Annotated in this window: 25 protein-coding genes; 13 read left to right on the top strand and 12 right to left on the bottom strand. The window is 69.7% G+C overall.

Annotation, left to right across the window (positions count from 1 at the left end):
• Positions 1–76 precede the first annotated feature (76 nt).
• Positions 77–1,714 carry a glucose-6-phosphate isomerase gene (gene pgi, locus CKW34_RS05105; RefSeq protein ID WP_064059968.1) on the top strand — a complete coding sequence of 546 codons (1,638 nt, stop codon included), beginning with the start codon at positions 77–79 and terminating at the stop codon, positions 1,712–1,714.
• Between the two features lie 43 nt (positions 1,715–1,757).
• Here the strand turns inward: pgi and CKW34_RS05100 are convergent, their stop codons facing one another.
• From CKW34_RS05100 to CKW34_RS05090, 3 genes are all read right to left on the bottom strand, one after another.
• Positions 1,758–2,549: an FAD:protein FMN transferase gene (locus tag CKW34_RS05100; protein WP_059381768.1), complete on the bottom strand. Its 792-nt coding sequence runs from the start codon at positions 2,547–2,549 to the stop codon at positions 1,758–1,760.
• Positions 2,550–2,645: 96 nt separating this feature from the next.
• On the bottom strand, positions 2,646–4,268 hold the full coding sequence (locus CKW34_RS05095) for an acyl-CoA dehydrogenase family protein (protein WP_059381700.1): 1,623 nt from the start codon (positions 4,266–4,268) through the stop codon (positions 2,646–2,648).
• Positions 4,265–4,909: a TetR/AcrR family transcriptional regulator gene (locus CKW34_RS05090; RefSeq protein WP_059381701.1), complete on the bottom strand. Its 645-nt coding sequence runs from the start codon at positions 4,907–4,909 to the stop codon at positions 4,265–4,267. The genes CKW34_RS05095 and CKW34_RS05090 overlap by 4 nt, the downstream gene beginning before the upstream one ends.
• Before the next feature lie 59 nt (positions 4,910–4,968).
• Between CKW34_RS05090 and CKW34_RS05085 the strand changes: the two genes are divergently transcribed.
• Together CKW34_RS05085 and CKW34_RS05080 are read left to right on the top strand one after the other, a co-directional pair.
• The gene (locus tag CKW34_RS05085; RefSeq protein ID WP_059381702.1) at positions 4,969–6,192 is read left to right on the top strand and encodes a hypothetical protein; all 1,224 of its coding nucleotides are present in this window, start codon (positions 4,969–4,971) and stop codon (positions 6,190–6,192) included.
• A gap of 55 nt (positions 6,193–6,247) precedes the next feature.
• Entirely contained in the window at positions 6,248–7,774 is a 1,527-nt protein-coding gene (locus CKW34_RS05080) for a carboxylesterase/lipase family protein (RefSeq protein WP_059381703.1), read from the top strand.
• 59 nt (positions 7,775–7,833) lie between these two features.
• Here the strand turns inward: CKW34_RS05080 and CKW34_RS05075 are convergent, their stop codons facing one another.
• The 3 genes from CKW34_RS05075 to CKW34_RS05065 are packed head-to-tail and all read right to left on the bottom strand — an operon-like array spanning position 7,834 to position 9,481.
• Positions 7,834–8,160, bottom strand: coding sequence for a cupin domain-containing protein (locus tag CKW34_RS05075; RefSeq protein ID WP_059381704.1), 327 nt, complete (start codon positions 8,158–8,160; stop codon positions 7,834–7,836).
• 35 nt (positions 8,161–8,195) lie between these two features.
• On the bottom strand, positions 8,196–8,681 hold the full coding sequence (locus CKW34_RS05070) for a dihydrofolate reductase (RefSeq protein WP_059381705.1): 486 nt from the start codon (positions 8,679–8,681) through the stop codon (positions 8,196–8,198).
• Positions 8,681–9,481, bottom strand: a complete 801-nt coding sequence (locus CKW34_RS05065; RefSeq protein ID WP_059381706.1) for a thymidylate synthase — start codon at positions 9,479–9,481, stop codon at positions 8,681–8,683. Before CKW34_RS05065 ends, CKW34_RS05070 begins: the two co-directional genes overlap by 1 nt.
• A gap of 73 nt (positions 9,482–9,554) precedes the next feature.
• On the opposite strand from CKW34_RS05065, the gene CKW34_RS05060 reads away from it, so the two are divergent.
• Both CKW34_RS05060 and CKW34_RS05055 read left to right on the top strand, forming a co-directional pair.
• Entirely contained in the window at positions 9,555–10,421 is an 867-nt protein-coding gene (locus tag CKW34_RS05060; RefSeq protein ID WP_059381707.1) for an Fpg/Nei family DNA glycosylase, read from the top strand.
• Positions 10,422–10,497: 76 nt separating this feature from the next.
• Positions 10,498–11,487, top strand: a complete 990-nt coding sequence (locus CKW34_RS05055) for a tellurite resistance/C4-dicarboxylate transporter family protein (protein ID WP_229580576.1) — start codon at positions 10,498–10,500, stop codon at positions 11,485–11,487.
• Here CKW34_RS05055 and CKW34_RS05050 read toward each other — a convergent pair.
• Entirely contained in the window at positions 11,453–12,337 is an 885-nt protein-coding gene (locus tag CKW34_RS05050; protein WP_080968191.1) for a cytochrome c oxidase assembly protein, read from the bottom strand. The two genes, CKW34_RS05055 and CKW34_RS05050, sit on opposite strands and share 35 nt — an antisense overlap.
• Before the next feature lie 10 nt (positions 12,338–12,347).
• Positions 12,348–12,842 carry a DUF2243 domain-containing protein gene (locus CKW34_RS05045; RefSeq protein ID WP_059381708.1) on the bottom strand — a complete coding sequence of 165 codons (495 nt, stop codon included), beginning with the start codon at positions 12,840–12,842 and terminating at the stop codon, positions 12,348–12,350.
• Positions 12,843–12,965: 123 nt separating this feature from the next.
• On the opposite strand from CKW34_RS05045, the gene CKW34_RS05040 reads away from it, so the two are divergent.
• From CKW34_RS05040 to CKW34_RS05030, 3 genes are all read left to right on the top strand, one after another.
• On the top strand, positions 12,966–13,499 hold the full coding sequence (locus CKW34_RS05040; protein WP_059381709.1) for a hypothetical protein: 534 nt from the start codon (positions 12,966–12,968) through the stop codon (positions 13,497–13,499).
• An 82-nt stretch (positions 13,500–13,581) separates the two neighbouring features.
• Positions 13,582–14,229 (top strand): alpha/beta hydrolase family protein, encoded by a 648-nt coding sequence (locus tag CKW34_RS05035; RefSeq protein ID WP_059381710.1) that lies wholly within the window; start codon positions 13,582–13,584, stop codon positions 14,227–14,229.
• Positions 14,226–15,884 (top strand): sensor histidine kinase, encoded by a 1,659-nt coding sequence (locus CKW34_RS05030; protein ID WP_059381711.1) that lies wholly within the window; start codon positions 14,226–14,228, stop codon positions 15,882–15,884. Before CKW34_RS05035 ends, CKW34_RS05030 begins: the two co-directional genes overlap by 4 nt.
• 4 nt (positions 15,885–15,888) lie before the next feature.
• On the opposite strand, the gene CKW34_RS05025 is transcribed toward CKW34_RS05030, so the two are convergent.
• Positions 15,889–16,536, bottom strand: a complete 648-nt coding sequence (locus CKW34_RS05025) for a response regulator transcription factor (protein WP_059381771.1) — start codon at positions 16,534–16,536, stop codon at positions 15,889–15,891.
• Positions 16,537–16,687: 151 nt separating this feature from the next.
• On the opposite strand from CKW34_RS05025, the gene CKW34_RS05020 reads away from it, so the two are divergent.
• Together CKW34_RS05020 and CKW34_RS05015 are read left to right on the top strand one after the other, a co-directional pair.
• Entirely contained in the window at positions 16,688–17,644 is a 957-nt protein-coding gene (locus tag CKW34_RS05020) for a nitroreductase family protein (protein ID WP_059381772.1), read from the top strand.
• Between the two features lie 17 nt (positions 17,645–17,661).
• A complete protein-coding gene (locus CKW34_RS05015; RefSeq protein WP_059381712.1) occupies positions 17,662–17,931 on the top strand; it encodes a hypothetical protein in 270 nt (89 codons plus the stop codon).
• Positions 17,932–17,973: 42 nt separating this feature from the next.
• Here the strand turns inward: CKW34_RS05015 and CKW34_RS05010 are convergent, their stop codons facing one another.
• The 3 genes from CKW34_RS05010 to CKW34_RS05000 all read right to left on the bottom strand — a co-directional run bounded on the left by CKW34_RS05010 (position 17,974) and on the right by CKW34_RS05000 (position 20,934).
• Positions 17,974–18,885 carry a universal stress protein gene (locus tag CKW34_RS05010; protein ID WP_059381713.1) on the bottom strand — a complete coding sequence of 304 codons (912 nt, stop codon included), beginning with the start codon at positions 18,883–18,885 and terminating at the stop codon, positions 17,974–17,976.
• A gap of 25 nt (positions 18,886–18,910) precedes the next feature.
• Positions 18,911–19,951 (bottom strand): LLM class F420-dependent oxidoreductase, encoded by a 1,041-nt coding sequence (locus CKW34_RS05005; protein WP_059381714.1) that lies wholly within the window; start codon positions 19,949–19,951, stop codon positions 18,911–18,913.
• Positions 19,952–20,025: 74 nt separating this feature from the next.
• Positions 20,026–20,934: a universal stress protein gene (locus tag CKW34_RS05000; protein WP_059381715.1), complete on the bottom strand. Its 909-nt coding sequence runs from the start codon at positions 20,932–20,934 to the stop codon at positions 20,026–20,028.
• Between the two features lie 146 nt (positions 20,935–21,080).
• On the opposite strand from CKW34_RS05000, the gene CKW34_RS04995 reads away from it, so the two are divergent.
• From CKW34_RS04995 to CKW34_RS04985, 3 genes are all read left to right on the top strand, one after another.
• Positions 21,081–21,524 carry an RrF2 family transcriptional regulator gene (locus CKW34_RS04995; protein WP_059381716.1) on the top strand — a complete coding sequence of 148 codons (444 nt, stop codon included), beginning with the start codon at positions 21,081–21,083 and terminating at the stop codon, positions 21,522–21,524.
• 54 nt (positions 21,525–21,578) lie between these two features.
• Entirely contained in the window at positions 21,579–22,802 is a 1,224-nt protein-coding gene (locus tag CKW34_RS04990) for a globin domain-containing protein (RefSeq protein ID WP_059381717.1), read from the top strand.
• A gap of 73 nt (positions 22,803–22,875) precedes the next feature.
• On the top strand, positions 22,876–25,188 hold the full coding sequence (locus CKW34_RS04985) for a M28 family peptidase (protein ID WP_059381718.1): 2,313 nt from the start codon (positions 22,876–22,878) through the stop codon (positions 25,186–25,188).
• The last annotated feature ends 3 nt before the right edge of the window (positions 25,189–25,191 follow it).

The following is a 25,191-nucleotide window of genomic DNA, read 5'->3' as shown; positions in this document are numbered from 1 at the left end:
TCACACCGGGCCCGAGTCACACCGGGCGCAGTCGCACGCCGGGCGCACCGTGTCGGGGCGCACTACTGTCGACGACATGAGCGATGTAACCGCAACGGCACCGTGGAAAGCTCTGGAAGACCATCGCGACCGGCTCGGATCGGTGTCGCTGCGGCAGTTGTTCACCACCGAACCCGACAGGGTCTCGGCGTTGACGATCCCTGCCGGGGATCTTGTGGTCGATTTCAGCAAGCAGCGTCTCGACACCCCGGTCGTGCAGGCCCTGCTCGAGCTCGCCGACACCGCGGGGATCGCCGCGGCACGGGAGGCGATGCTGTCGGGTGAACACATCAACGTCACCGAGGATCGGGCGGTGCTGCACACCGCCCTGCGCCTGCCGCGCGATGCGCAGTTGATCGTCGACGGGGTCGATGTCGTCGCCGATGTCCACACGGTGCTCGACCGGATGGGCGAGTTCACCGACCGCCTCCGCACCGGCGCCTGGCGCGGCGCCACCGGGCAGCAGATCACCACGGTGGTCAACATCGGCATCGGCGGCTCCGATCTCGGCCCGGCGATGGTCACCCGCGCACTGCGGCGTTTCCACGACGGGCCGGCGACGCGGTTCGTCTCCAACGTCGACCCCGCCGATCTGACCGCGGCGCTGGCCGACCTGGATCCGGCCACCACACTGTTCATCGTCGCCTCGAAAACCTTCTCCACCCTCGAAACCCTGTCGAACGCCACCGCCGCCCGCCGCTGGCTCGTCGACGCCCTCGGCGAGGATGCGGTCGCGCAGCATTTCGTGGCGGTGTCCACGCACACCGAGCGGGTGGCCGAGTTCGGTATCGACCCGGCGAACATGTTCGAGTTCTGGGACTGGGTCGGCGGACGGTATTCGGTCGGCTCGGCGATCGGGCTGGCGGTGATGTGCGCGATCGGCCGCGACCGGTTCGGTGAGTTCCTCGCCGGCATGCACAGCATCGACACCCACTTCGCCACCGCCGACCCGGCCCGGAATGCGCCGTTGCTGGCGGGGGTGATCGGGGTGTGGAACGCGAGCATCCTCGGCTATCGCTCCCGCGCGGTGGTGCCCTATGCGCAGGATCTGGTGCGGTTGCCGGCCTATCTGCAGCAGCTGACCATGGAATCGAACGGTAAATCCGTGCGCGCCGACGGCACCGCGGTCACCTACCCCACGGGGGAGGTGTTCTGGGGCGAGCCCGGTACCAACGGTCAGCATGCCTTCTTCCAGTTGCTGCACCAGGGCACCGAGATCGTGCCGGTCGACTTCCTCGGCCTGGCCCGTTCCGGTGATGATCTGCCCGCCCGCGACGGGCAGACCAGCATGCAGGTGTTGTTGCTGGCGAACATGTTCGCCCAGGCCAAGGTCCTCGCGTTCGGGCGTGATGCCGGCGAGGTTCGTGCCGAAGGGGTCGACGAGGCGTTGGTGGCGCACAAGGTGATGCCCGGGGATCGGCCGTCGACGACGATCCTCGCCCCCGAGTTGACGCCGTCGGTGGTCGGGCAGATCATCGCGTTCTACGAGCACCAGACCTTCGTCCAAGGGGTGATCTGGGGGATCGACTCGTTCGATCAGTGGGGTGTCGAACTCGGCAAGACCCAGGCCACCGCCCTGCAGACCGTCCTCGCCGGCGACGAGATCCCCGACACCGGAGACGCCTCCACCGACCACCTGATCGAGGTCTACCGCACCCTGCGCGACGGAGCCTGACCGCACCCTGCACGAGACATCGGACCGCACCCCGGCCGAGACATCAGGCAGCCTTCGGATCGGACCAGGCCGTGGTGGTCCGGACCCGTCCGTGCGTGTCGATGAGACGTGCCGGCAGGTCGTACTGCTCGAGCCACGACACGGCGCCGATCCCCCGCTGCAACGCCGTCGCCGCGGCCGCATCGGCCCACACCGCGTCGGGAGCGATGACGCTGACGAGACGCCACTGCTCGGGGTGGGCGACGTCGCCGGCGTGCGACGCCATCGCCGATCCGGCCGGCAGTTCGACCGAACCCCGATCCGGGAGCGGCACCTGCCATCCCCCGGCCGGCGCGTGCCCCGCAGTGGCCATCACGTCGCCGATGCGCACGAGCGCTCCGCATTCGAGCAGGTTCGCGACGAGCGCCGCAGAGTAGTCGACGGTGTCGGCCACGGCCGTCGCGCCGAGTTCGAGGCTCACCCCGAACGGGGCGAGCACGATGTCTCCGTCGACCTGCACGTCGCGGTAGGTGGGGATCGGATGGATCGGCGGGATGGCCCCGGCATCGACGGAGGCGTCGTCGGAGTCGACCGGGGTGATGGCCCCGCCCGTCATGCGGGCCGCCCACAGCGCCGACCGCACCATCGAGGCCAGTCGGGGGCTCATCGTGACCGGAGTGCCCTGCGCGAGGTTGACGGAGTGGATCTCGGCGTCGCCCCGGCGGCTGTCGCTCACCGCCTCGGACTCGGCGACGACGCCGCGCACGATCATGCGGGCACGGTGCAGTGCATGCGGCTCGGTCACCGCGAGTGCGATCTGCCGACCCCACTCCCACCATTCGTTGCTGCCGATCATGACGGGCTCCACCCGTGGTCGATTCCTCGCAGGACGTATTCCAGTATGCCCGCGACCTGAGACAGGTGACAGCGCCGCACGATCGGACCCGCGCCGTCAGACCCGGTCGAGGATCGCGGCGGTGTCCACGCCGGTCGGCAGTGTGCCCATCGCGATGCCCCAGTCGTCGTCGAGCCGGCTGCGGCAGAAGGCCTCCGCGACGGCGGGATGCCCGTGCCGGACGAGCTGCGCGCCCTGCAGGACCAGGGCCATGAGCTCCACGACCCGCCGTGCCCGGTACTCGGCGTCCTCGAGATCGGCGAGTTCCTTGCCGACCCGGGCGATGGCCGAGTCGAGCCGCGGATCGGCTCCTTCCGCGAGCCCGACCTCGGTGAAGAACGCCTCGACGGTGTCGGGCTGCCGGGCCATGGCGCGCAATGCGTCGAGTGCCGCGACGTTGCCGGATCCTTCCCAGATCGACATGAGCGGCGACTCGCGATAGAGCCGCGGCATGCCGGACTCCTCGGCGTAGCCGTTGCCGCCGAGACATTCGAGAGCTTCGGCGGCGACCGCGGGAGCCCGCTTGCACACCCAGTACTTGGTCACGGCCAGCGCGATGCGGCGCAGCGCGGCTTCCTGCTCGTCCCCGGCGGCGCGGTCGGTGGCCCCGGCCAGGCGCATCATCATCGTCGTCGCGGCATCGGATTCGACGACGAGATCGGAGAGGACGTTGCGCATGAGCGGCTGATCGACGAGCAACGCGCCGAACGCCTTCCGGTGGCGGGCGTGATGGACCGCGCGCAGCGTCGCGACCCGCATGTTCACGGCCGAGCCGATGACACAGTCGAGTCGCGTCATGTTCACCATCTCGATGATGGTGTTGATACCGCGACCTTCCGGGCCGACGAGCCAGCCGATCGCGTTCTCGTACTCGATCTCGGAGGAGGCGTTCGACTTGTTGCCGAGCTTGTCCTTCAGCCGCTGGATGCGAATGGCGTTGCGGGTGCCGTCGGGGAGGACGCGCGGGAGCAGGAAGCACGACGGTCCGTGCTCGGTCTGCGCGAGGGTGAGGAACAGGTCGGACATCGGCGCGGAGGTGAACCACTTGTGCCCGACGATCGTGTACGAACCGTCCGCGTTGGGGGTCGCGGTGGTGGTGTTGGTGCGGACGTCGGACCCACCCTGCTTCTCGGTCATCGACATCCCGGCGATGAGACCGCGCTTCGTGGAGGGTTCGCGCAACCCGAAGTCGTAGTGCGGTGCGGCCAGCAACGGCTCGTAGCGCTCGGCGAGTTCGGCGTTGTGGCGCAGCGCCGGGACCGCGGCGTAGGTCATGGAGATCGGACACATGTGCCCGGCGTCGGTGTGTCCCCACACGTAGAACTTCGCGGCGCGGGCGACGTGCGCGCCGGGACGCGGGTCGCGCCAGGGTGCCGCGTGCAGGCCGTTCTCGACGGCGACGGTCATCAGGTCGTGCCAGTGCGGATGGAACTCCACCTCGTCGATGCGGTGGCCGTAGCGGTCGTGGGTGTGCAATACGGGCGGGTACTCGTTGGCGAGCCGGCCCCAGTCCTGGGCACGGGCGGTGCCGGCGAGGGCGCCGAGTTCGCGGACCTCGTCCTCGGCCCAGCTCGCGCCTTCGCGGCGCAGCCCCTCGAGGAGGGCGGGGTCGTCGGCGGCCCCGTAGGGCTCGAGGTCCGGTACCTGGTTGAACACCTCGTGGGTGGCGGGGAAATTCACGGCTTCACTCCTGATGTCGTTCCGGAAGGCAGGTGCCCCGCCGCTCGCAACGCGAGGGCGACGAGGTCGGGGACAGTGGATCCGGCCGCGCTGTGGCGATGGCGACCGTCGGCCGCACCGGGAAGGCGGCCGGTGAGCACCTCACCGACGGCCCCGACGAGCGCGGCGGCGGTGAGTTCGACATCCTGTTCGGGGAATTCACCGGTCGCGACGCCGTGGCGTACGGCGTTCGCGAAGGCCGCCGCGAAGGCGCGGCGCAACACGAGCCGTTCGGCGTCGACCGCCGCGTCGACCGGTTCGGCGAGCAGCGCGTAGGCGAGGGTGGGATTGCGCAGGGCACGGCGGGAGAAGGTGTCGACCACCGCGCTCACGCGGTCGGCACCGGATCCGGTTGCGGCCGCGGACGTCACGGCCTCGACCTCCCGGTCGCACAGTTCCCGGAAGATCCGCACCATGAGATCGGACTTGTCGACGTAGTGCCGGTAGACGCTGCCGGTGGCGACGCCGGCCCGTTCGGCGACCGCCGAGACGGACAGTCCGCTGTAGCCGCGTTCGCTGAGCAGAGCCACGGCGGCAGCGGCGATCGCCTCGCGCTGCGCGTCGAGTCGCTCCTGCACTGCGGGTGTCCGCCGGTACGCCACACCAAGGATTGAACCTCGGTTCAGTGCTTCGGTCAACGGTCGGCGCTACGGTCGGGATTGTGAATCGCCTGAGCGTCGTGGACGAGATGTTCCTCCACCGCCACAAAGGAACCGGCCTGCCGTCGGTGATGCAGGGTCTGTGGCGCACCGACGAGACCGTGGACGCGACCCTGTTGCTGTCCCTGCACGACGTGCTGTCCGAAGGCCCGCTCGGTCGCCGTGTGGTCCGCCCCCGGGTTCCCGGTGCACGCCCCCGCTTCGAACCCAACACGCACGTCCATCCACTGCGCTATCCCGCGACCCCCATCCCCGACGACGAGCTCCTTGCCTGGGCCGACGAGCACGCGAACGTGAACGTCGATCCCGAGCTCGGTCCCGGCTGGGCGCTCGCCGCGACCCGACTCACGAGCGGCGGCACCGCACTGTCGATCGTGTGCTCGCACGTCCTGACCGACGCGCGGGGATTCGTCCGCGCGGTCGCCGACGCGCTCGCCGACCGGCCGCGACGACCCGACCCCGGTCGTCATTCCGACCTGCGCGATGCGATGCAGCTGTTCCGGAAGGTCGGCGGCGGGCTGCGCCGCGTCAAGTACACGCCCCGCACGGAGAAGCCGCCCGCGCCGCAGACGGTGCGGGCGCGACCCCGCACCGCTCTCGTCGACGTCGACGCGGCGCAGTGGAAGGCTGTCGCGGCCGCGGAGGACGGCAGCCCGAACGCCCTGCTGCTCGCCGTGTCCGCCGGTGTCGCCCGGCGCGCCCGCATCCCGTTCCCCGTGCGCATCTCCGTTCCGGTCGACGACCGGAAGGAGGGAACCGTCTCCAACGGCGTGTCGATGGTGGGGATCACCGTCGACGACGGCGACACGCTCGCCTCCATCCGCGCCCGCGCGGCGCACGCCTACTCGCAGCCACGGGAGGGCGCCCCACACAACATGCCGGCCGAGATCCTGCAACTCCTCCCCGACCGGTTCGCAGCCCGCGTCGCGCGAGGCGCAGGCGAGCGGGACCTGTTGTGTTCCAACATCGGCGCGGTGCCCCGCGAACTCACCACCCTGGGCCCGTACCGCACCACCGGCATCGCGATGCGCGCCATACACCCGGGACTCGACACCCGGCCGGCCCGCACCGCGACCCGCCTGTCGGTCTACGCCTGCCACACCGACGAGCGGTACACCCTCGCGTTCGTCGCCCTCGACGAGGAGCGTTTCCCCGACACCGCGACGCTGCGCACCTACGTGCGGGCCGAGCTCGCGGACCGGGGACTCGAGCCCCACTCCTGGTGACGTCGACGGTGGACACGGCGGCTACCGTGACGCCCCGTCACGTACAGTGCGGAGCATGACGCCCGAGACCCACGTCACATTCGCCGACGGAACCGTCCGCGGCACCCGACTCGGCGACCTCCTCGCCTGGCGCGGCATTCCCTACGCCGCTCCCCCGGTGGGCCCGCTGCGGCTGCGTGCGCCGCAACCGGTCGAGCCCTGGACGGGGGTGCGCGATGCGACGCAGTTCGGCAATGCCGCCCCGCAGCATCCGCGCTATGCCGAGACCGGGCGTCGCGGGGTGCGTGTGCGTCCCGACGAGGACTGCCTGACCCTCAACGTGCTCGCCCCCGCCGGTCGGGTCCATGCGCCGCGACCGGTCATGGTGTTCATCCACGGCGGCGCGTTCACCCTCGGCACGAGCGCCCTGTCGGTCTACGGCGGCGAGTCGCTGGTCCGGCGCGGCGACGTCGTCTACGTGTCGATCAACTACCGCCTCGGCGCACTCGGTTATCTCGACTTCGGGTCCTTCTCCACCGATTCGGTGCGATTCGATTCCAATCTCGGTCTGCGCGACCAGGTGGCGGCGCTCGAATGGGTGCAGCGCAACATCGCGGCGTTCGGCGGCGACCCCGACAACGTGACGATCTTCGGCGAGTCCGCCGGCGGCACCTCGGTGACGACCCTGCTCGCGACACCCGCCGCACGCGGACTGTTCTCCGCCGCGATCGCACAGAGCCCGGCACCGAATCTCGTCGTCACCGCCGACCGCTCGGCCGAATGGGGCCGGAACTTCGTGGAACTGCTCGGCGCCGATCCGGATACCGCGGCGCGGGCGCTGCTCGACGCCTCCCCCGCCGAACTCGGACGGGTGGGGTCGCGGCTCGGGGCGCAGGTGCTGCGCGCGACCCCCGGCCTGCATCCCTTCGGGCCGGTCGTCGACGGCGATTTCGTTCCGCTCCAGCCGCTCGAGGCGTACGAGACGGGCGCAGCGCATCCCGTTCCGCTCGTGCTCGGGACGAACGACCGCGAAGGTGCACTGTTCCCGAAGTTCCTCGACGCGTTGCCGACGAGCCCGCGGCGGATCGACGCGCTGTTCGCCGCGACCGACCCGGAGGCGAAGGACCGCATCACGGCGGTCTATCCGGGATATCCGGACGAGCGTGCCGCCGTCGATCTCGGCGGCGACCTCACCTTCTGGTATCCGTCCGTGCAGATCGCGCAGGCACATTCGCGTTTCGCGCCGACCTTCATGTACCGCTTCGATCTCGCGCCGCGACTGCTGCGGTGGACGGGTTTCGACGCGACGCACGCGGTGGAGTTGCTCGCGGTCTTCGACCAGACCGACGAGCTGCTCGGCCGGGCGCTCACGGCGCTGGGTGGGCGACGCGGCCTGCGTACGGCCGCCGGGGCGATGCAACGTCAGTGGCTGAACGTGGCCCGACACGGCGAACCTCTGCCGTCGTGGCCGCGCTACGACGAGAAGGACCGCGCAACAGTGATTTTCGACGAGGTCACGCGCGTCGAGCACGATCCGCGGCGCGAGCGTCGACTCGCGTGGGAGGGCTACCGCGGGTACACCGCTCCGGCACCGGTGCCATGAGCGCCGCTACTCGGCGAGTGCCATGAGCGTCGCTACTCGGCGAGTGCAGTGAACGACTGCTATTTGGCGACGGTGAGCAGGAATGCGACGTCCTCGATGGCGCTCACGCTGTGCCGGACCGGCGGGATGATGATCATGTCGCCCGCCGAGCCCTTCCACACATCGTTGCCGGCGACGAGCTGGAGCTGACCCGACAGCACCTGCAGAGTCGCCTCGCCGGGGCTGTCGTGCTCGCCGAGTTCGTGGCCGGCGAGCAACGCGACGACGGTCTGCCGCAGGTGCTTGGTATGCCCACCGAAAACCGTCTGGGAGCTGCGTCCGCTGCTGGACGCCGCTGCGAGTTTGAGCTGCTGCCGTGCCAGGGCGGTCAACGAGAGCTTGTCCATGTACCGCAGTATCGCTCAGATGCCGCCGCGAGAACTCAGCTTCGCGCGTACCGGATCCAGCGGAACCTGATTCCCTTGGTGGACGTCATCCATTCCCCGGGCTCCGCCACCCACTCGGTCCCGATGGGAGGGGCGGTCGCATCTCCGGCGACGTCGAGGTCGACCTCGGTCACGAGCAGCTGCGTCGCGAACGGCATCGCCTGCGCGTAGATCTGGCCCCCGCCCATGACGACGACCTCGTCCTCACCGGCGAGTGTCAGTGCGTCCTCGAGACTCGTCGCGGTCTCGGCGCCCTCGGCCGACCACTCGGCGTTGCGGGTGACGACGATGTTCCGGCGGCCCGGCAGCGGCCGGAACTTCGGGGGGAGCGAGTCCCAGGTGAGCCGGCCCATGACCACCGGCTTGCCCATCGTGGCGTCCTTGAAGAACGCCATGTCCTCGGGGATGTGCCACGGGATGCTGTTGTCGCGGCCGATCACACCGCCGCGCGCCTGCGCCCAGACGAGGGTGACCTCCCCCATCAGACGGCCACCGGCGCCTTGATCGCCGGGTGGTGCCGGTAGCCGACGATCTCGACGTCCTCGTAGCGGTAGTCGAAGATCGAGTCGCGTGGGTGCAGCTTCAGCGTCGGGTAGGGATACGGCTCGCGGGTGAGCTGCTCGGTGACCTGCTCGATGTGGTTCGAGTAGATGTGGCAGTCGCCGCCGGTCCAGATGAACTCTCCCGGCTCGAGTCCGGTCTGCTGCGCCACCATGTGGGTGAGCAGCGCGTAGCTGGCGATGTTGAACGGCACGCCGAGGAACATGTCGGCGCTGCGCTGGTAGAGCTGGCAACTGAGCTTGCCGTCGGCCACGTAGAACTGGAAGAAGGCATGGCACGGCATGAGCGCCATCCGGTCGAGTTCGGCGACGTTCCACGCCGAGACGAGGATGCGCCGCGAGTCGGGGTTGCTGCGCAGCGTCTCGAGCACCTGGCTGATCTGGTCGATGTGCTGCCCGTCCGGGGTCGGCCACGAGCGCCACTGCACGCCGTAGACCGGGCCGAGATCGCCGTCGGGTGCGGCCCACTCGTCCCAGATCGTCACGCCGTGCTCCTGCAGCCACTTGACGTTCGAGTCGCCGCGCAGGAACCACAGCAGTTCGTAGACGATGGACTTCAGGTGCACCTTCTTCGTGGTGATCAGCGGGAAGCCCTCGGACAGATCGAAGCGCATCTGGTGGCCGAACAGGCTCCGCGTGCCGGTTCCGGTACGGTCGGCCTTCTCCGCGCCGGTCTCGAGGATCAGGCGCAGCAGGTCTTCGTAGGGCGTCGACACAGTCACGAGCGCAGTCTATCGGTGAGGTGATGGTGGCCGTCGCCACCCGCGAACGGCCCGGCGACCGTAGCCTGTTCCCATGCCCGAGCTCCCCGAAGTGGAAGCACTTGCGGTGTTCCTGCGCGAGCACGCGGTCGGCAGCGTCGTCGGACGCATCGACGTCGCGGCGCTGAGCGTGCTGCAGACGGCCGACCCGCCGATCACGGCGTTGCAGGGACGCGACATCACCGGAGCTTCGCGCTTCGGCAAGTTCCTCGCGATCGACTGTTCGGGGCTGCATCTGATCACGCACCTGTCGCGGGCAGGCTGGTTGCGCTGGCTCGACGAACCGTCGCAGGCTCCCCCGAAACTCGGTCGCGGTCCGCTCGCCCTCCGTGTGCACCTGTTCGCCCCCGACGCGACGACACCGGCCTTCGATCTCACCGAGGCCGGCACGAAGAAACGCCTGGCGGTCTGGGTCGTCGACGATCCGCAGACGGTGCCCGGCATCGCCCGCCTCGGCCCCGACGCGCTCGCGCTCACCCGGGACGAGTTCGCCGCGCTCCTGACCGACAGCACCTCGCGTCTCAAGACGCTGCTCACCGATCAGAAGGTTCTCGCGGGCATCGGCAACGCCTACTCCGACGAGATCCTGCACGTCGCGCAGCAGTCGCCGTTCGCGACAGCCGGCAAGCTCACCGACGACGAGGTGACCGCCCTGTACGGGTCGATGCGGTCGGTACTGACCGACGCCGTCACCCGCTCGGTCGGGCAGGACGCGGCGCGCCTCAAGGGCGAGAAACGGTCGGGACTGCGCGTGCACGGGCGTACCGGCGAGCCGTGCCCGGTGTGCGGCGACACCGTCCGAGAGGTCTCCTACACCGACCGTTCGTTCCAGTACTGCCCCACCTGCCAGACCGGAGGGAAGGTCCTCGCCGACCGGCGGATGTCCCGCCTGCTGAAGTAGCGTGAGCGCCGTGCAGGCCCGTTCCCGTCTCCGCGAAGAGGTCCGCACCCTCGCACCGGGTTACTTCGCCTTCGTCATGGCCGGCGGCATCGTCTCCATCGGTCTCCATCTCCGTGGTTTCCACCTCGCATCGGCCGCGCTGCTGATCGTGTCCGCGATCGGATACGCGACGCTCGCGGTCCTGTCGGTGTGGCGGTTTCTCGCGTTCCGCGACGAGGTCCGTGCCGACCTCGCCGATTCCGGACGGGCATTCGGCTTCTTCACCTTCGTCGCGGGCAGCAACGTGCTCGGCGTGCGGCTGATGATGGACGGGTGGCACTCCACCGCGGCGGTACTGCTCGCGGGTGCGGCGGCGACCTGGCTGGTGCTCGGATATGTCGTTCCGTGGACGGCCGTGCTCGGCACGGCGGAACGTCCCGTCCTCGCGAAGGCCAACGGAACGTGGTTCGTCTGGGTCGTCGCCAGCGAATCGGTGGCCATCGCCGCGGCCACCCTCCAGCCCGTCTACCGCGAACTGGACCGGCTCCTCGCCGCCGTCGCGGTGTTCACCTGGGGCGTCGGGCTGTTCCTGTACGCGGCGGCCGGGATCTTCGTCGCCGCGCGGATGCTGCAGTATCCGCTGAGACCCACGGATCTGACCGCACCGTACTGGGTGTCGATGGGAGCGTGCTCGATCACCGTCGTGGCAGGCTCACGCATCGTCGAGATGGACGACGCACCGATGGTCGACGCGACCCGCGGTCTGATCGCGGGCCTCGCCGTCGTCATCTGGGCCTTCGCGACGTGGCTGATCCCGCCGCTCGTCGCGGCCGGTTGGTGGCGGCACCGCGTCCACCGGGTGCCGCTGGACTACGACTCGTCCCTGTGGTCGATCGTCTTCCCGCTCGGCATGTACGCGGTCGCCGGGATGTATCTGGGTCGCGCCGACGACCTGCCGCTGGTCGGCGCGATCGGCGCCGCCGAATTGTGGGTCGCGGTAGCGGCCTGGGTCGTGGTGTTCGCCGCGATGCTGCACCGGATGTGGGTCCGGCTCACGCGGCCGGTCGACGAGCGCGACCGACGGTGACCGTCCGTGCGCGGGCCCGTCCCACACCGCCCGCGTGGCGGGCCCGTCCCACACCGCTGTACCAGCGGACGGCGAGCACGACGGCCAGGGCCACCCCGACCGCGTCGCCGCCGTAGTACATCAGCTGGGCGCCCGCCTGCAGATCGGATGCGGCGAACATCGTGCCGGGAGGTGACTGCGCGTACAACGTCTTCGCCAGCACCGCGTGGACCGCGCCGGCCACGAGCAGCACCACCGCGAGGTGCGGGAGACCGTACCGGCGCCGGAGTGGGTCGAGGCGGCAGATCGCGACGGTGAACAGCATCCCCGCGGCGAAGACGTGCAGGTGGACGACGATCGCGACGAGCGTGTCGTCGTGCATCGCCGCGAACAGCGGTGTCCGGTAGAGCACCCACAGCCCACCCATGTCCAGGACCGCCGCGACGGCCGGCGCCGTGAGCAGTGCGGCAGGTCGCGAATGCAGCACGGTGAGCAGACCTGTGCGTGTGCCTCCCACCGGGATGCTCCTCAGCAGCAGCGTCACCGGCCGGCCCAGCACGATCAGCAGGGGTCCGACCATGCCGACGAGCAGATGCCCGGCCATGTGCGCGGTGAACGGACCACCGGGCAGAGGAACTACCGCCGCAGCAGCGACGGAAGGCAGCACCGCTGCCGCGCCGAAAGGCAGCACCGCTGCCGCGACGGCGCCGGCACCTGCTGCGACACTCGCGTCACGCCACCACGGCCACGCGTCGCCGCGTCGCCGCAGCCGCACGGCGGCCCCGATGTACAGCGCGACCCCCACGACAGCCACCAGCAGAACGACGAGGGCGAGCGCTCCCGGCCCCATGTTCGTCGGATGGTCGTGCACCGGGCGGCTCCTATCCGTCCGCGAGGCCGGAGGTGCGAACACTCCGTCGCGCCGACCACCACAGGAGCGCACCGACGACGAGGAAGACGAGAGCCCCTGCGATCCAGGCCAGGTCGTAGGGCCACACGTCGACGTCGTAACGGATCTGGTGGACGCGGAACACCTTGTGGTTCACCAGCCCGTCGAACAACTGGAATGCACCGGCCCCCATGAGCAGCGCGGCCCAGAAGTGTCGTACCGCCAGGGCGTGCCTGCGGCGCACATCCGCGAGCAACGCGAATCCCGCTACGAGAACGAGCAATTCGGCCGTGTGCAGCAGCCCGTCGGACGCGAGACCGACCGCGGGTGTGGAGCGATCGTAGAAATGGTGCCAGCCGAGGATCTGGTGGAAGACGATCTCGTCGATCGCGGCCATGAGCGCCACACCGAGGAGTGCACCGCTGATCGCGGAGTGCCGCACCGAGATTCCGCCGTACGTGTCTCCGGGTCGTGTCGCTCCGGTCATCGCTCCCTCACCGTCTCGCCCGAAGGACGCTTCTTCACCGTGCCGTCCGCAGGACTCCGCCCTGGGAAACTCCGCCCCGGGAATACGGGTTGTTCCGATCCCGCGGCGGGTACCCGAGCGTTCATGCTGAGAAACGCACTGTGGGAAGGCCTGGTCGCCGGTGCGGCCGGCGTCGCCGCCATGACCGTCGGGGAGAAGATCGAGCAGGCCGTCACCGGGCGACCGAACTCCCACGTGCCGGGCCGCGTACTCGCACGGTTGACGGGCGCCTCCGAATCGGCCGGGCAGCACTCGACCGCCCTGAACTGGGCGATGCACTTCGGGCAGGGCATCGCCCTCGGCGTCCTGCGTTCGGTCATGGCCGAGGTGGGCCTGCGGGGGCCGCTCGCATCGTCGAAGTTCACCGTCGTCCGTCTGACCAACGACCAGATCCTCGAGAACGCGACCGGCGTGGGAGCCCCGCCGCAGACGTGGCCCCGCTCGGAACTGGCGATCGACGTCCTCCACAAGAGCGTCTACGGCTTCGTCACCGGAGCCGTCGCCGACGCGCTGGCCGCGCGCCGTGGTCCCGGCCCGGGTGGGCGACACGCTGCGCTCGTGCCGGGCCGCCACGCGGACATCGGCCCCGTCCCTCGCAGCGCGGCCGCCGGACGGTAGCCGGGCGCCGCAGCACAGGTCACCTGCGGCGGATCACGGAGGGGTACGGAAACGTCGCCTACGCGGCGGTTACCGTATCGGTGTGAGTGTCGAACCGCTGGACACCGGCATCGTGGCCGGTCGCCTGCATCTTCCCGAGGGCAGTCCGCGGGGTGGCGTCGCGTTGACGCACGGCGCCGGTGGCAATTGCGACGCCCGGATCCTGCAGCTGATGTGCTCCCGGTTCGCCGACGCCGGCTTCCTCGCCCTGCGCTACGACCTGCCGTTCCGCCGGCGCAAGCCCAAGGGGCCCCCGCAGCCGTCCCGCGCCGCGGAGGACCGCGAGGGCGTGGCCGCCGCGGCCGCGGCGCTGCGCGACCGTGTGTCCGGACCCCTGTTGCTCGGTGGTGTCTCCTACGGTGGCCGGCAGACGTCGATGCTCGCGGCCGACGAACCGGGCATCGCCGACGCCCTCGTCCTGCTGTCCTATCCCCTCCATCCGCCGGGCAAGCCGGAGAAGTTGCGCACCGAGCACCTGCCGAAGATCTCGATGCCCACGGTGTTCGTCCACGGCGACCGCGATCCCTTCGGTACCTTCGACGAACTGCGGGAGGCACTCGGCCTCCTGCCCGCGGCCACGACCCTCGTCGAGGTCACCGGGGCCGCGCACGACCTGAGCCGCGCGAAGACGGATCCCTCGGAATCCGCCGTAGCCGCCGCGCTGCACCTGCTGGAAGAGAAGAAGTCATGATCGAACCCACCGATGTCGCCATCGACACGCTGCTCGCCGAGCTGCGCGACCGGCTCGACGATTCCGTCGACGCCCCGACGACCCTGCGCGGCCTGCTCGAAGCGGTGCTCGTCGTGGGATCGGGTCTCGAGCTCGACTCCATGCTCCAGCGCATCGTCTCCGCCGCGACCGCTCTCCTCGACGCCCGCTACGGTGCTCTCGGCGTGCGCGCCGCCGACGGTGGCCTGTCGGAGTTCGTGTACGTTGGGATCAATCCGACGCAGCGCGAGGTGATGGGACACCTGCCCGAGGGCCGGGGCATCCTCGGTCTGCTCATCAACGATCCCCGGCCGGTCCGCCTCGCCGACCTGTCGAAGCATCCCGCCTCCATCGGTTTCCCGCCCAACCATCCGCCCATGAAGAGCTTCCTCGGAACTCCGATCATGGTGCGCGGCAAGGTTTTCGGCAGCATCTACCTCACCGAGAAACTGGGCGCACCCGAGTTCACCGAAGAGGACGAGGTGATCCTCAAGGTGCTCGCGATGTCCGCCGGCGTGGCCGTCGAGAACGCGCGCCTGTTCGAGGGCTCCCTCGCCCGCGAGAGATGGCTCACCGCAATGGCATCCATCAACTCCCGGCTGCTGATGGGCGGGTCGGTGGACGAGACGTTGTCGATGCTCACCGGCCAGGTCCGCGAACTCGCCCGGTGCTCGGGCGCCTATGTGGTGCTCGTCGACGGACATCACGGTCGCCTGCAGTCCGCGTCCCCCGCGGTGCCGTGCGGGAAGGACAAGCGTTTCGATCTCACCGGATCGCCTGTGCAGAAAGCACTCAAGAGCCGGCAGGCGATGCACCTCGACACCCTCGAGGGACTGCCACCGATGGAGCAGGGCGACGAGGGCCACGCGGTGGTGCTGCCGCTGTCGGCGACGTCGACGGTCACGGGCGTGCTCGTCGCGACCCGCGAGGCCGGTACCGAACCGTGGGACGACGAGGACGTTGCCCGCTTCGAATCCATGGCGAACCTCGCGGCCGTGGCCCTCGAGTTCGCCGAACAGCAACGCAAGAAGCGGTTGCTCGACGTGCTTGCCGACCGTGACCGCATTGCACAGGACCTGCACGACAACGTCATCCAGCGCCTGTTCGCCACCGGTATGAGCCTGCAGAGCGCGACCGCCGACGGGGCGGACACCGCACGCGTGGTGGAGGTGATCCGCCATGCGATCGAGCAACTCGACCGGACGGTGCGCGAGATCCGCACGACCATCTTCGATCTGCACACCACCGGCGCGGCGGCGTCGAACAGCCTGCGCCGGAGGTTGCTGGACGTCGTGGGCGATCTGAGCATCCACTCCGCGGTGGCACCCAACGTGCAGTTCGTCGGTCCCATCGACACGCTGGTGCCGATGCGCATCCACCCGCATGCCGAGGCCGTGCTCCGCGAAGGGCTGAGCAACGCACTGCGCCATTCGCAGTCCGACAACATCTCGGTGTCGGTCTCGGTTCAGGACGACTTCCGGATCGAGATCCTCGACGACGGCACGGGGCTACCCGACACGCCTCGCCGCAGCGGCCTGGCGAATCTCGAGCGACGTGCCGTGCAGTGCGGCGGGTCGTGCGAGATCGGCCCGGCCCAGCCGCGCGGCACCCGGGTGCTGTGGACCGTCCCGCTCTGACGGGTCAGGACGTCGACTTGCCGCGCTCGTTGCGCAACTCGGTGGCGAGCACTGCGGCCTGCGTGCGGCGCTGCATGCCGAGCTTCGCCAGCAGTCGCGAGACGTAGTTCTTCACGGTCTTCTCCGCGAGGAACAGTCGTTCGGCGATCTCCCGGTTGGTCAGCCCCTCGCCGATGAGCTCGAAGACGGCGCGTTCCTGCTCCGACAGCTCGGCGAGCGGATCGGCCGTGCGCGACGCCCGGATCCGTTCCATGAGGGCGGCGGTGGCGCGGCTGTCGAGCAGCGAGCCGCCCTCACCGACAGTGCGGATCGCCGAGACGAGGTCGGTGCCGAGGATCTGCTTGAGCACGAATCCGGAGGCACCGGCCATGATCGCGTCGAAGAGCGCCTCGTCGTCGGCGTAGGAGGTGAGCATCAGGGCGCGCAGGCCCGGCATGCGGTTGCGCAGCTCGCGGCACAGTTCGACACCGTTGCCGTCGGGGAGCCGCACGTCGAGCACCGCGACGTCGGCGCCGCTCTCGGGCACACGGGCCAGGGCCTCGCCCACCGATGCGGCCTCACCGACGACGGTGAAGTCGGGCACGCTGCTCAGCAGATCCACCAGGCCGCGCCGCACGATTTCGTGGTCGTCGACGAGGAACACGCGGGTCATCTCGGGCACCTTTCGTTGACATCCTGTCCCGTCATTGTCCCAGGTGTACCGCGATACCCACGTCCTCGGGGCCGTTCGACACCCATCTGGGGACCTTCTCCCCCTGCCCCGCGGGCGCCGCTCGGGAGACGCTGAAGGAGCAGAGGTGGACATGTGGGACGAACGAGCCGACGAGGAGGATGTCGTGACTGTCGATGCCGGAACCTGGTCGCTCGGTGACACCGAGATCATTGCGCGTGCGGTAGTGGAGGCACCATCGGTGCACGACACGCAACCGTGGAATCTGCGCCTGCCCGATCACAGCGCCGAACTGGAGGAACGTCTCGAGTTCGCCGAGCCGGGTCCGGACCCGCTGCGCGTCGACCGGTTGATCTCGTGCGGCGCGGCCCTCGCGAATCTCGAGCTCGCGATCCGGGTCCTCGGCAACCGCTCGCGTACCTCCGTGCTGCCCGATCCGCAGCGGCCCGACCTCATCGCCCGGATCGAGACGCTCGGCCCGGGCACCCCGAGCAGCCGCGACCTGCGGTTGTACGCCGCCATCTCGCATCGGCGCAGCCACCGCGAATCGTTCACCGACATCCCGGTGCCGACGGAGACCCTCGCCGACGTCGTCGCCGCGGCCGGTGAGATACCCGACGTCGACGTGCGCCTGCTCGCCGCCGACGAGGCCGTCGCCCTGGCCCAGGTGCTCGCCTACGCGGCGGAGGCCCGCCGACGTCATCCGCACTACCAGCGGGAGATGTTCTCGTGGACCTCCCACTGGCAGCCGCGCGGCAACGCCGAGGTGGTCGCCACCTGGAGCGCGACCCTCGACGAACACGGTGCGGCCGGCGAGGCCATGGTCACCACGGGACTTCCCGACGTCGATGCGCTGGCAGCGGCGATCGCGCGCGAATCGGTGCTGCTGTTCTCCGCACCGTCGACATCGCCGGCCGATCTGGTCCGGGTGGGCGCGGCGGTGGAGCGGTGCTGGCTCGCGGCCATCGATGCGCGACTGTCGGCGTCGGTCATCACGCATCCCCTGCGGGTCGAGGACACCGGCTCGCGCCTGGCGGAGATGCTCGACCTGCCGGTCGTGCCGCTGGTGATCCTGCGCGTAGGTTTCTGACGAGAAGAAAGATCGAGGTGACGATGAGCGCACCGACCGAGGATCCGATCGACGATCCGACCCGCGAGTTGTTCCACACGGCCCTGGACATGGCGCAGGCCGCCAAGGCCGGCAACGTCTCCGGGTGGCTGGCCGCCCGCTACGAGTGCGGACGCGTCGAGGACGTCGCGTTCGTACTCTCGCAGATGCTCGGGGTGCTCATCGAGAACAGGGCCATCAGCCGGGGCGTGCATCCGGCCGACGCGTGGCGGGAACTACGCGAGCGGGGCGTCGACGACTTCGGGTGACGCCCCGCATCGCTCCTCCGCCGGATCGATCCCCACCCGGGATCAGTCCTCGGTCTCCTTCGACCGGACGACGAGGACCGGGCAGTCCGCGGTCTGGATCAGCGCGTTGCTCGTGGATCCGAGCAGCAGTCCCTTGAATCCGCCACGTCCGCGGGTTCCGACCACGAGAAGCTGTGCGGCCTCTGCATATTCGCTGAGCACCCGCACCGGCCGGTCGCGGGCGACGACCCGTTCGACGGTGACGTCCGGGTACCGCTCCTGGTAACCGGCGAGACGTTCGGCGAGCACGATCTCCTCACCGGTCTGGATCCGGCTCCAGTGCGGGTCCTCGGGGACCGCTCCGAGCGAGGGCTGGACGCTGACGTCGCTCCACACGTTCACCGCGACGAGTGTCGCGCCGCGTGCGGAGGCCTCCTCGAACGCGACCTCCACCGCGTCGCGGCACGAGACCGATCCGTCGACACCGACCACGACGGGCCCCTCCGCCGGCGGCGCACCGTCGAGCGTGCGGCCCCGCACCACGACGACGGGCGCCGTCGCGTGCGAGACGACCGCTGTGGAGACCGAACCGGCGAGCAGGCCCTTCACCTCACCGAGACCGCGCGATCCGACGACGAGCCGGTCGGCGCGCTCGGCCTCCGCGATGAGCGTGGGAACGACCTTGCCTTCGAGCTGCGCGGTGGTGACCTCGACGTTTCCGTGACGGTTCTCGTCGATGATCTGCCGGGCGAGCACGGCCGCATTGTCGAGCCGGTCACAGGCCGTCGCCTTCATCTCCTCGTGGAAACTCTGCGCGAGGTAGGGCTCGGAGTAGTAGAAGGCGGGGATGTGCACGACGGTGACGATGCGCAACGGCAGGCCGCGGATCGCAGCCGCCCGTGCCGCCCAGTTCACTGCGGTCGTGGACGCGTCGGATCCGTCGACGGCCACGACGATCGGCTTGTTCTCGGTCATCGCACGCGGAACCTTTCTCGGTGGGTCAGCCGCAGATCTGCCGCAGCTGTTCGATCAGTCGCACGCGACCTGCGGTGTCGGCCGCGAAGGGGGTGACGTTGAGAGTGGTGACCCCGGCCTCCGCGAAGGCCGCGACACGCTCGCGCACGAAGCCCTCCGAGCCGATCAGGGAGATCGAGCGGAGCAGTTCGGTAGGCACCGCCGCGGCCGCTTCCTCCTTCTTGCCGGCCAGGTACAGCTCCTGGATGGTCTCGGCTTCCTTCGCGTAGCCGTAGCGGATCGCGAGGTCGTTGTAGAAGTTCTTGCCCTTGGCACCCATGCCGCCGACGTAGAGCGCGACCATGGGGCGGACCCAGTCGAGCATGTGGTCGACGTCGTCGCCGATCGCGAGCGGGGTCTGGGCGTAGATCTGCAGGTCGCCGAGTGCCGGATCGCGCTTGGCCTTGCCCTTGGCGATCGATTCGCCCCACACCTCGGTGGCCTTCTCCGGGTAGTAGAACAGCGGCTGCCAGCCCTCGGCGATCTCGGCGGTCATCTCGACGTTCTTCGGGCCGAGCGAGGCAATGATGATCGGGATGCGCTCACGCACAGGCTTGTTGATGATCTTCAGCGGCTTGCCGAGACCGGTGCCGCGCTCTGCCGGCAGCGGGATCTGGTAGTGCTTGCCCTGGTGCTCGACCTTCTCGCGACGCCACACCTGGCGGCAGATGTCGACGATCTCGCGCGTGCGACCCAGCGGCGCGTTGTAGGGAACGCCGTGGAAACCCTCGATGACCTGGGGGCCGGAGGCGCCGATACCGAGCACGAAGCGGCCGTCGGAGACGAAGTCCAGGCCGGCCGCCGTCATGGCGGTGAGCGTCGGTGTCCGGGTGAACAACTGGAGGATGCCGGAGGCGAGCTCGACGCGGGAGGTCTTCGCCGCGAGGTAGCCGAGCTGGCTCACCGCATCGAACGAATAGGCCTCGGGCACGAACACGATGTCGAGGCCGGCCTTCTCCAGGTCGGCCACCTCCGCCGCGGTCTCCGCGAAACCTCCGCTGTAGTTCAGTCCCATTCCGATGCGCATGCGCCACCTTCGTTCCTGCTGCACACCCCCGTTCGGGGGCGCGTTCGTCCACGTGCCCCCGAACACTACCGCCGTCAGGAGGTGACCGGTCGCACCACCATCACCGGGCAGTGCGCCTCGCGCATGAGTGCGTTTCCGGTGGAGCCGAGCACCATCCCCTTGAAGCCGCCCCTGCCTCGGGTACCGACCACCACGAGCTGGGCTTTCCCGCTCCAGGACCGCAGGTGGGCGCGGGGACCGTCGACGTAGACCTTGCGGTGCACCGTCACGTCCGGATAGCGCTCGCCGTAGCCTGCGAGGCACTCGGACAGCAGTGAGTGCTCGTATTCCTCGAACGCGCGGGGATCGAAGTCGAGGGGCGACTCGTCGATCTCCCCGACCTTCAGGTCGCTCCAGACGTGGACGGCGACGAGGTCGACCCTGCGCCAGGACGCCTCCTCGAACGCCAGGTCGACCGCGTGGCGGCTCGCGGGGCTGCCGTCCACGCCGACGACGACGGGTCGCTCGTCGGGGACGGACCCTTCCGGTCCCCGCACCACGACGACCGGGCATTCGGCGTGACCGGCGACGGAGACCGGGGTGGAACCGAGGAACGCCTCCCCCAGCTTGGTGCTGCCGGTGGCGCCGAGAACGATCATCCGCGACGTGCGGGACAGCTCGACGAGCCACTTGGCACTGCCGGTGAGGGCGAGTTCGGCGGTGATCTCGAGATCCGGCGCGACCGCCTCGGCTGTCTCCGCGGCCTCCTGCAGGAGCGCCTGGGCTTCGACCTCGCTCCACTCGAAGACCTGCGAGGGACGGAAGAAGGGAAGTTTCGTCCAGCCGGAGGGTGCGAAGTCCACCGCGTGGACGAGATGCAGGGAGATCTTCCGGCCGGCTGCGGTGGCCGCCGCCCATCTCACCGCCCGCTCGGAGGCCGGGGAACCGTCCACACCGACGGTCACGTGGTTGTGGTCGCGGGGTGCTTCACCGAGAGGTTTCACAACCGTGAGGCTAGCCCGATCCGGTACGCCCGGATACGGACTTTGGTCATCGAGTCGAGATTCCTTTGTTCGCAATGCATTCCGACCACAGCGATCTGCGTCACATTAAATTGTCATCCGCGATGCGAATTTACTACCGTGAAGCCATGCAACTCACCCGGTTCACCGATCTAGGACTGAGAGTTGTGATGCATCTCGTCGCCACCCCGGCGGAGAGTATGCCCAGCACCAGAACGATTGCAGACCGGCTCGATCTGTCGTACGCACATACGACGAAGGTCGTCGCCCGACTCGGCGAGCTCGGAGTGGTCACCACCCGCCGCGGACGCGGTGGGGGTCTGACCATCACCGAACTCGGCCGCACGGCGAGCCTCGGTTGGCTCACCCGAGCCCTCGAAGGTGAAGAAGAGGTCGTCGAGTGCGAAGGAGCGAAGCCGTGCCCCATGCGTCGCGGTTGCGGCCTCCGCTCCCGGCTCCGTGCCGCACAGGACGCCTTCTACGCCGCCCTCGACGACGTCACGATCGCCGACCTGGCGACCCCTGACGCCGGTCCGGTCCTGCTCACCCTCGAACCACCCACCGGCCGCTGACTCACGGCGATGCCGCCGGTGCAGCCTGTCACGACACACACGAGGAGACACACCATGCCGCTCTCACCCGAGTCCAAGGACGTCATCGCCGCAACCCTCCCGGCGGTGGGAGCCGCCATCGGCGACATCACCCCGCTGTTCTACAGCAAGATGTTCGCCGCCCATCCCGAACTCGAACGCGACCTGTTCAACCGCGGCAACCAGAAGCAGGGTGAGCAGCAGAAGGCACTCGCCGGATCGATCGCGGCCTTCGCGACGCTCCAGCTCGATCCCGATCCCGCTCGTGTCGAGGCGATCCTGTCCCGCGTCGCCCACAAGCACGCCTCGCTCGGCATCAAGCCCGACGAGTACTGGATCGTCCACAAGCACCTCTTCGAGGCGATCGTCGAAGTCCTCGGTGACGCAGTGACTCCCGAGGTCGCGAAGGCGTGGGACGAGCTGTACTGGCTGATGGCCAACACGCTCATCTCGATGGAGGCCGATCTGTACCGGGCCGCGGGTGTCGAGGCCGGCGACGTCTGGCGCACCGTCCGCGTGGCCGACCGCGTCCACCAGTCCGCCGACACCGTCTCGTTCGTGCTCACCTCGCTCGACGGCTCCCCGCTGCCCGCCTTCCGTCCGGGCCAGTACCTGTCGGTCGGCGTCCACCTCCCCGACGGTGCCCGCCAGATCCGTCAGTACAGCCTGTCCAGCGCACCCGCGAAGGGCGACTGGCGCATCACCGTCAAGCGGGTCCTCGAGACCACCGCGCCCGACGGCACCGTGCTTCCCGCCGGTGAGGTGTCGAACTTCCTGTACAACAACGTCTTCGAGGGCGACGAACTGGAGGTCACCACTCCCTTCGGCGATCTCGTGCTCACCGAGGACGACACCCCGATCCTGTTGGCGTCGGCCGGTATCGGATGCACCCCGATGATCGGCATGCTCGATCACCTCGCCGGCATCGGCGACGAGCGTCCCGTCGCGGTCCTGCACGCCGACCGCTCGGTCGCGAGCCACGCCCACCGCCGCGAGCTCGAGACGCTCGCCGAGAAGATCCCGTCGGCCCAGCTGTACCGCTGGTACGAGGACCTCGGCAACCGCCAGCCGCTCGAGACGGTCCGCGTCGGACGCGCCGACATCTCCGATCTGCCGCTCGACCCGAAGACCCAGGCCTACCTGTGCGGTCCGCTGCCGTTCATGCTCTCGCTGCGCGAGGCCCTGATCGAGCGCAACGTCCCGGCCGAGAACATCCACTACGAGGTGTTCGGACCCGACAGCTGGGCGCCTGCCTCCTGATCGATCGGATCCGATCGCGGTGCCCCGGCCGAGTCTGCCGGGGCACCGCTGCATTCGCGGCTAGGCTGCACCCATGGACTTCGCCGCGGCTGTTCGCCACCCGGCCCGGTCCCCGCGCAGCCGATTCACGGCACTGGGTAGCCGTGTCCTCGCACTGATCGGAGTCCTCCTCGTGGCGGGCCTCGTCGCCCTGTTCCCCGGGTCCGACGAGCCGCTCGGAACCGACGCCCCCGCCGACGTCTTCAGCGCCGCCCGCGCCGGCGAACACATCGACGCGATCGCCACCGGCCCACGGCCGCTCGGATCGACCGCCCACGCCGATGCCCGCGACCATCTCGTCACCGTCCTCGAGGAACTCGGGTGGTCCACCCGCGTCGACTCCGGTGTCGGATGGATGGCGCGGTCCGGTGAGGCGACCCAACGCGGCGCCCGCGTGCAGAACATCGTGGCGACCCGGGACGGTACCGACCCCACCGGCACCGTCGTGCTCGCCGCACACTACGACACGGTCCGGGGCTCCCCCGGCGCGGGTGACGACGGGATCGGCGTCGGCACGGTCCTCGAGGTCGCTCGTGCCATCGATTCCGGTCCTCCCCCACGGAACGACGTCGTCGTCCTGCTCACCGACGGTGAGGAGAACGGTCTGCTCGGCGCCCACCGGTTCGTGGGCGCGGAGTCGGTGCGGGCCGGTCCCGTCGTCGTGCTCAACCACGAGGCGCGCGGAAACGCCGGTACTCCGACGACCTTCCGGATCACCTCACCGAACGGCGTCCTGATCGACAGCCTCGCGGGAGCGCCGGGAGCGAACGCCGACTCCCTCACCGAGCTGATCTTCGAGGCACTGCCGAACGACACCGATTTCCGACGCTTCGCCGAACACGGCCACCACGCCCTCGACACCGCGATCTCCGCGGGCTCGGCGTACTACCACAGCCCTCTCGACACCCCCGACCGTCTCAGCCGGACGTCGCTGCAACACATGGGCGACACCTCCCTCGCGACCGCCCGCACGCTCGCCGGATCCGATCTCACGGCCGTCGACGACGGCGGCGACCAGGTCGTGACGACCGCGCCCTGGGGACTTCTCCACATTCCGCGCTGGGCCGAGATCGTCGGGGCGATCGCGTTGGCCGGAATCGTGGGGGCGATCGTCGTACTGCGGGTGCGCCGCGGCGAGACGTCTGCCTGGCAGGTCGGCGCAGCCGTGGCCGTGGCCCTGCTCGCCGCCGTGCTCGCGGCGGGCGCGGCGTGGCTGCCGTGGTGGATCGTGCAGACCGTCGATCCGGGCACGGCCGCGCCGGTCGCCGACGAGCCCTACCGGCCGGGTGTCTTCCAGTTCGCGGCGGTCGTCGCGGCCCTCGGCGTCCTGCTGGTCGCGCGATCATGGTGGGGTCGCGACCGTCCGGCCGCCGCGCTCACGTGCGGAGCGTTCACGCTCGTCGCGCTGCTCGCGCTCGCCGGCATCCCCTTCGCCGGTGTGCCTCTGACGCTGCTCGTACTCATCCTGCCGGCGGCGCTGGGTGTGCTGGTGGCGCTGCTCCTCCCGCAACGCGACACGGTGTGGCCGCTCGTCGCGATCACGCTGGGCGCGCTCGGGTCGCTGATCTTCGGCCTGCCCGCCGTGCTGGTGTCCTTCGACGCCGGACTCCTCTACGGGGCGCCGGTGGCCGGTGTGTTCGTCGCCTTCACGTTCGCGGCGGTGCTCCCGCTGTGCGAGCCGTTCCCGTCGACCACCCGTGGGCTCGTCGTCTCCGCAACGGGCACGATCGCGATCGTCCTGGTGGCCACGCTGCTCGCCGGCTACCTCAACCGGGACGGTGCGACCGATCCCCGGCAGGAATATCTCTGGTACTCGCTCGACGCCGATCGGGGCGCCGCGGTGTGGGGATCGCCCGACGGCCCGCGATCCGATTGGAGCGAAGGCCTGCTCACCAGCGGCCCCGAGCCGCTCCCCACCGCCTTCCCGTGGCGGGATCACCGTCCGATGTACCACGGACCCGCTCCGGTCGCCGATCTCGAGGCGCCCGAGGTCGAGATCCTCGACGACACGACCGGCGGAAGTGCCCGGAAGATTCGACTGCGGTTGAGCTCACCGAGGGACGCCCAGGCCGTCGGACTGTGGATCGACAACACCACCGCCCACGTCCACGGCGCGACGGTGGACGGCTTCCGCGCCGAACCGTCCGACGACTTCGGCTTCCTGTTCTGGGCTCCCGGCCCCGACGGGATCGAGGTGGAACTGACACTGAGCATGCTCGAGAGCCGTCTCGGTGTCCGAGTCGCCGATCTCGGGGACGATCTCGGCGAGGTACCCGGCTTCGATCCGCCCGCCGATCGCGTCGTCGTCCAACCGACGGTGGCCGTGACGCGGACCCTGCAACTGTAGGGT

The sequence above is a fragment of the Rhodococcus rhodochrous genome, assembly GCF_900187265.1.
GTDB classification, from domain to species: Bacteria; Actinomycetota; Actinomycetes; order Mycobacteriales; family Mycobacteriaceae; genus Rhodococcus; species Rhodococcus rhodochrous.
Note: the sequence above shows the minus strand (reverse complement) of the source record. Positions and strands in the feature narration are given on the sequence as shown.

Coding starts and splice junctions, on each gene's coding strand:
- pgi (WP_064059968.1), top strand. CDS start 77: ATGAGCGATGTAACCGCAACGGCACCGTGGAAAGCTCTGGAAGACCAT.
- CKW34_RS05100 (WP_059381768.1), bottom strand. CDS start 2,549: ATGATCGGCAGCAACGAATGGTGGGAGTGGGGTCGGCAGATCGCACTC.
- CKW34_RS05080 (WP_059381703.1), top strand. CDS start 6,248: ATGACGCCCGAGACCCACGTCACATTCGCCGACGGAACCGTCCGCGGC.
- CKW34_RS05075 (WP_059381704.1), bottom strand. CDS start 8,160: ATGGACAAGCTCTCGTTGACCGCCCTGGCACGGCAGCAGCTCAAACTC.
- CKW34_RS05070 (WP_059381705.1), bottom strand. CDS start 8,681: ATGGGGGAGGTCACCCTCGTCTGGGCGCAGGCGCGCGGCGGTGTGATC.
- CKW34_RS05060 (WP_059381707.1), top strand. CDS start 9,555: ATGCCCGAGCTCCCCGAAGTGGAAGCACTTGCGGTGTTCCTGCGCGAG.
- CKW34_RS05055 (WP_229580576.1), top strand. CDS start 10,498: ATGGCCGGCGGCATCGTCTCCATCGGTCTCCATCTCCGTGGTTTCCAC.
- CKW34_RS05045 (WP_059381708.1), bottom strand. CDS start 12,842: ATGACCGGAGCGACACGACCCGGAGACACGTACGGCGGAATCTCGGTG.
- CKW34_RS05040 (WP_059381709.1), top strand. CDS start 12,966: ATGCTGAGAAACGCACTGTGGGAAGGCCTGGTCGCCGGTGCGGCCGGC.
- CKW34_RS05030 (WP_059381711.1), top strand. CDS start 14,226: ATGATCGAACCCACCGATGTCGCCATCGACACGCTGCTCGCCGAGCTG.
- CKW34_RS05025 (WP_059381771.1), bottom strand. CDS start 16,536: ATGACCCGCGTGTTCCTCGTCGACGACCACGAAATCGTGCGGCGCGGC.
- CKW34_RS05020 (WP_059381772.1), top strand. CDS start 16,688: ATGTGGGACGAACGAGCCGACGAGGAGGATGTCGTGACTGTCGATGCC.
- CKW34_RS05010 (WP_059381713.1), bottom strand. CDS start 18,885: ATGACCGAGAACAAGCCGATCGTCGTGGCCGTCGACGGATCCGACGCG.
- CKW34_RS05005 (WP_059381714.1), bottom strand. CDS start 19,951: ATGCGCATCGGAATGGGACTGAACTACAGCGGAGGTTTCGCGGAGACC.
- CKW34_RS04995 (WP_059381716.1), top strand. CDS start 21,081: ATGCAACTCACCCGGTTCACCGATCTAGGACTGAGAGTTGTGATGCAT.
- CKW34_RS04990 (WP_059381717.1), top strand. CDS start 21,579: ATGCCGCTCTCACCCGAGTCCAAGGACGTCATCGCCGCAACCCTCCCG.
- CKW34_RS04985 (WP_059381718.1), top strand. CDS start 22,876: ATGGACTTCGCCGCGGCTGTTCGCCACCCGGCCCGGTCCCCGCGCAGC.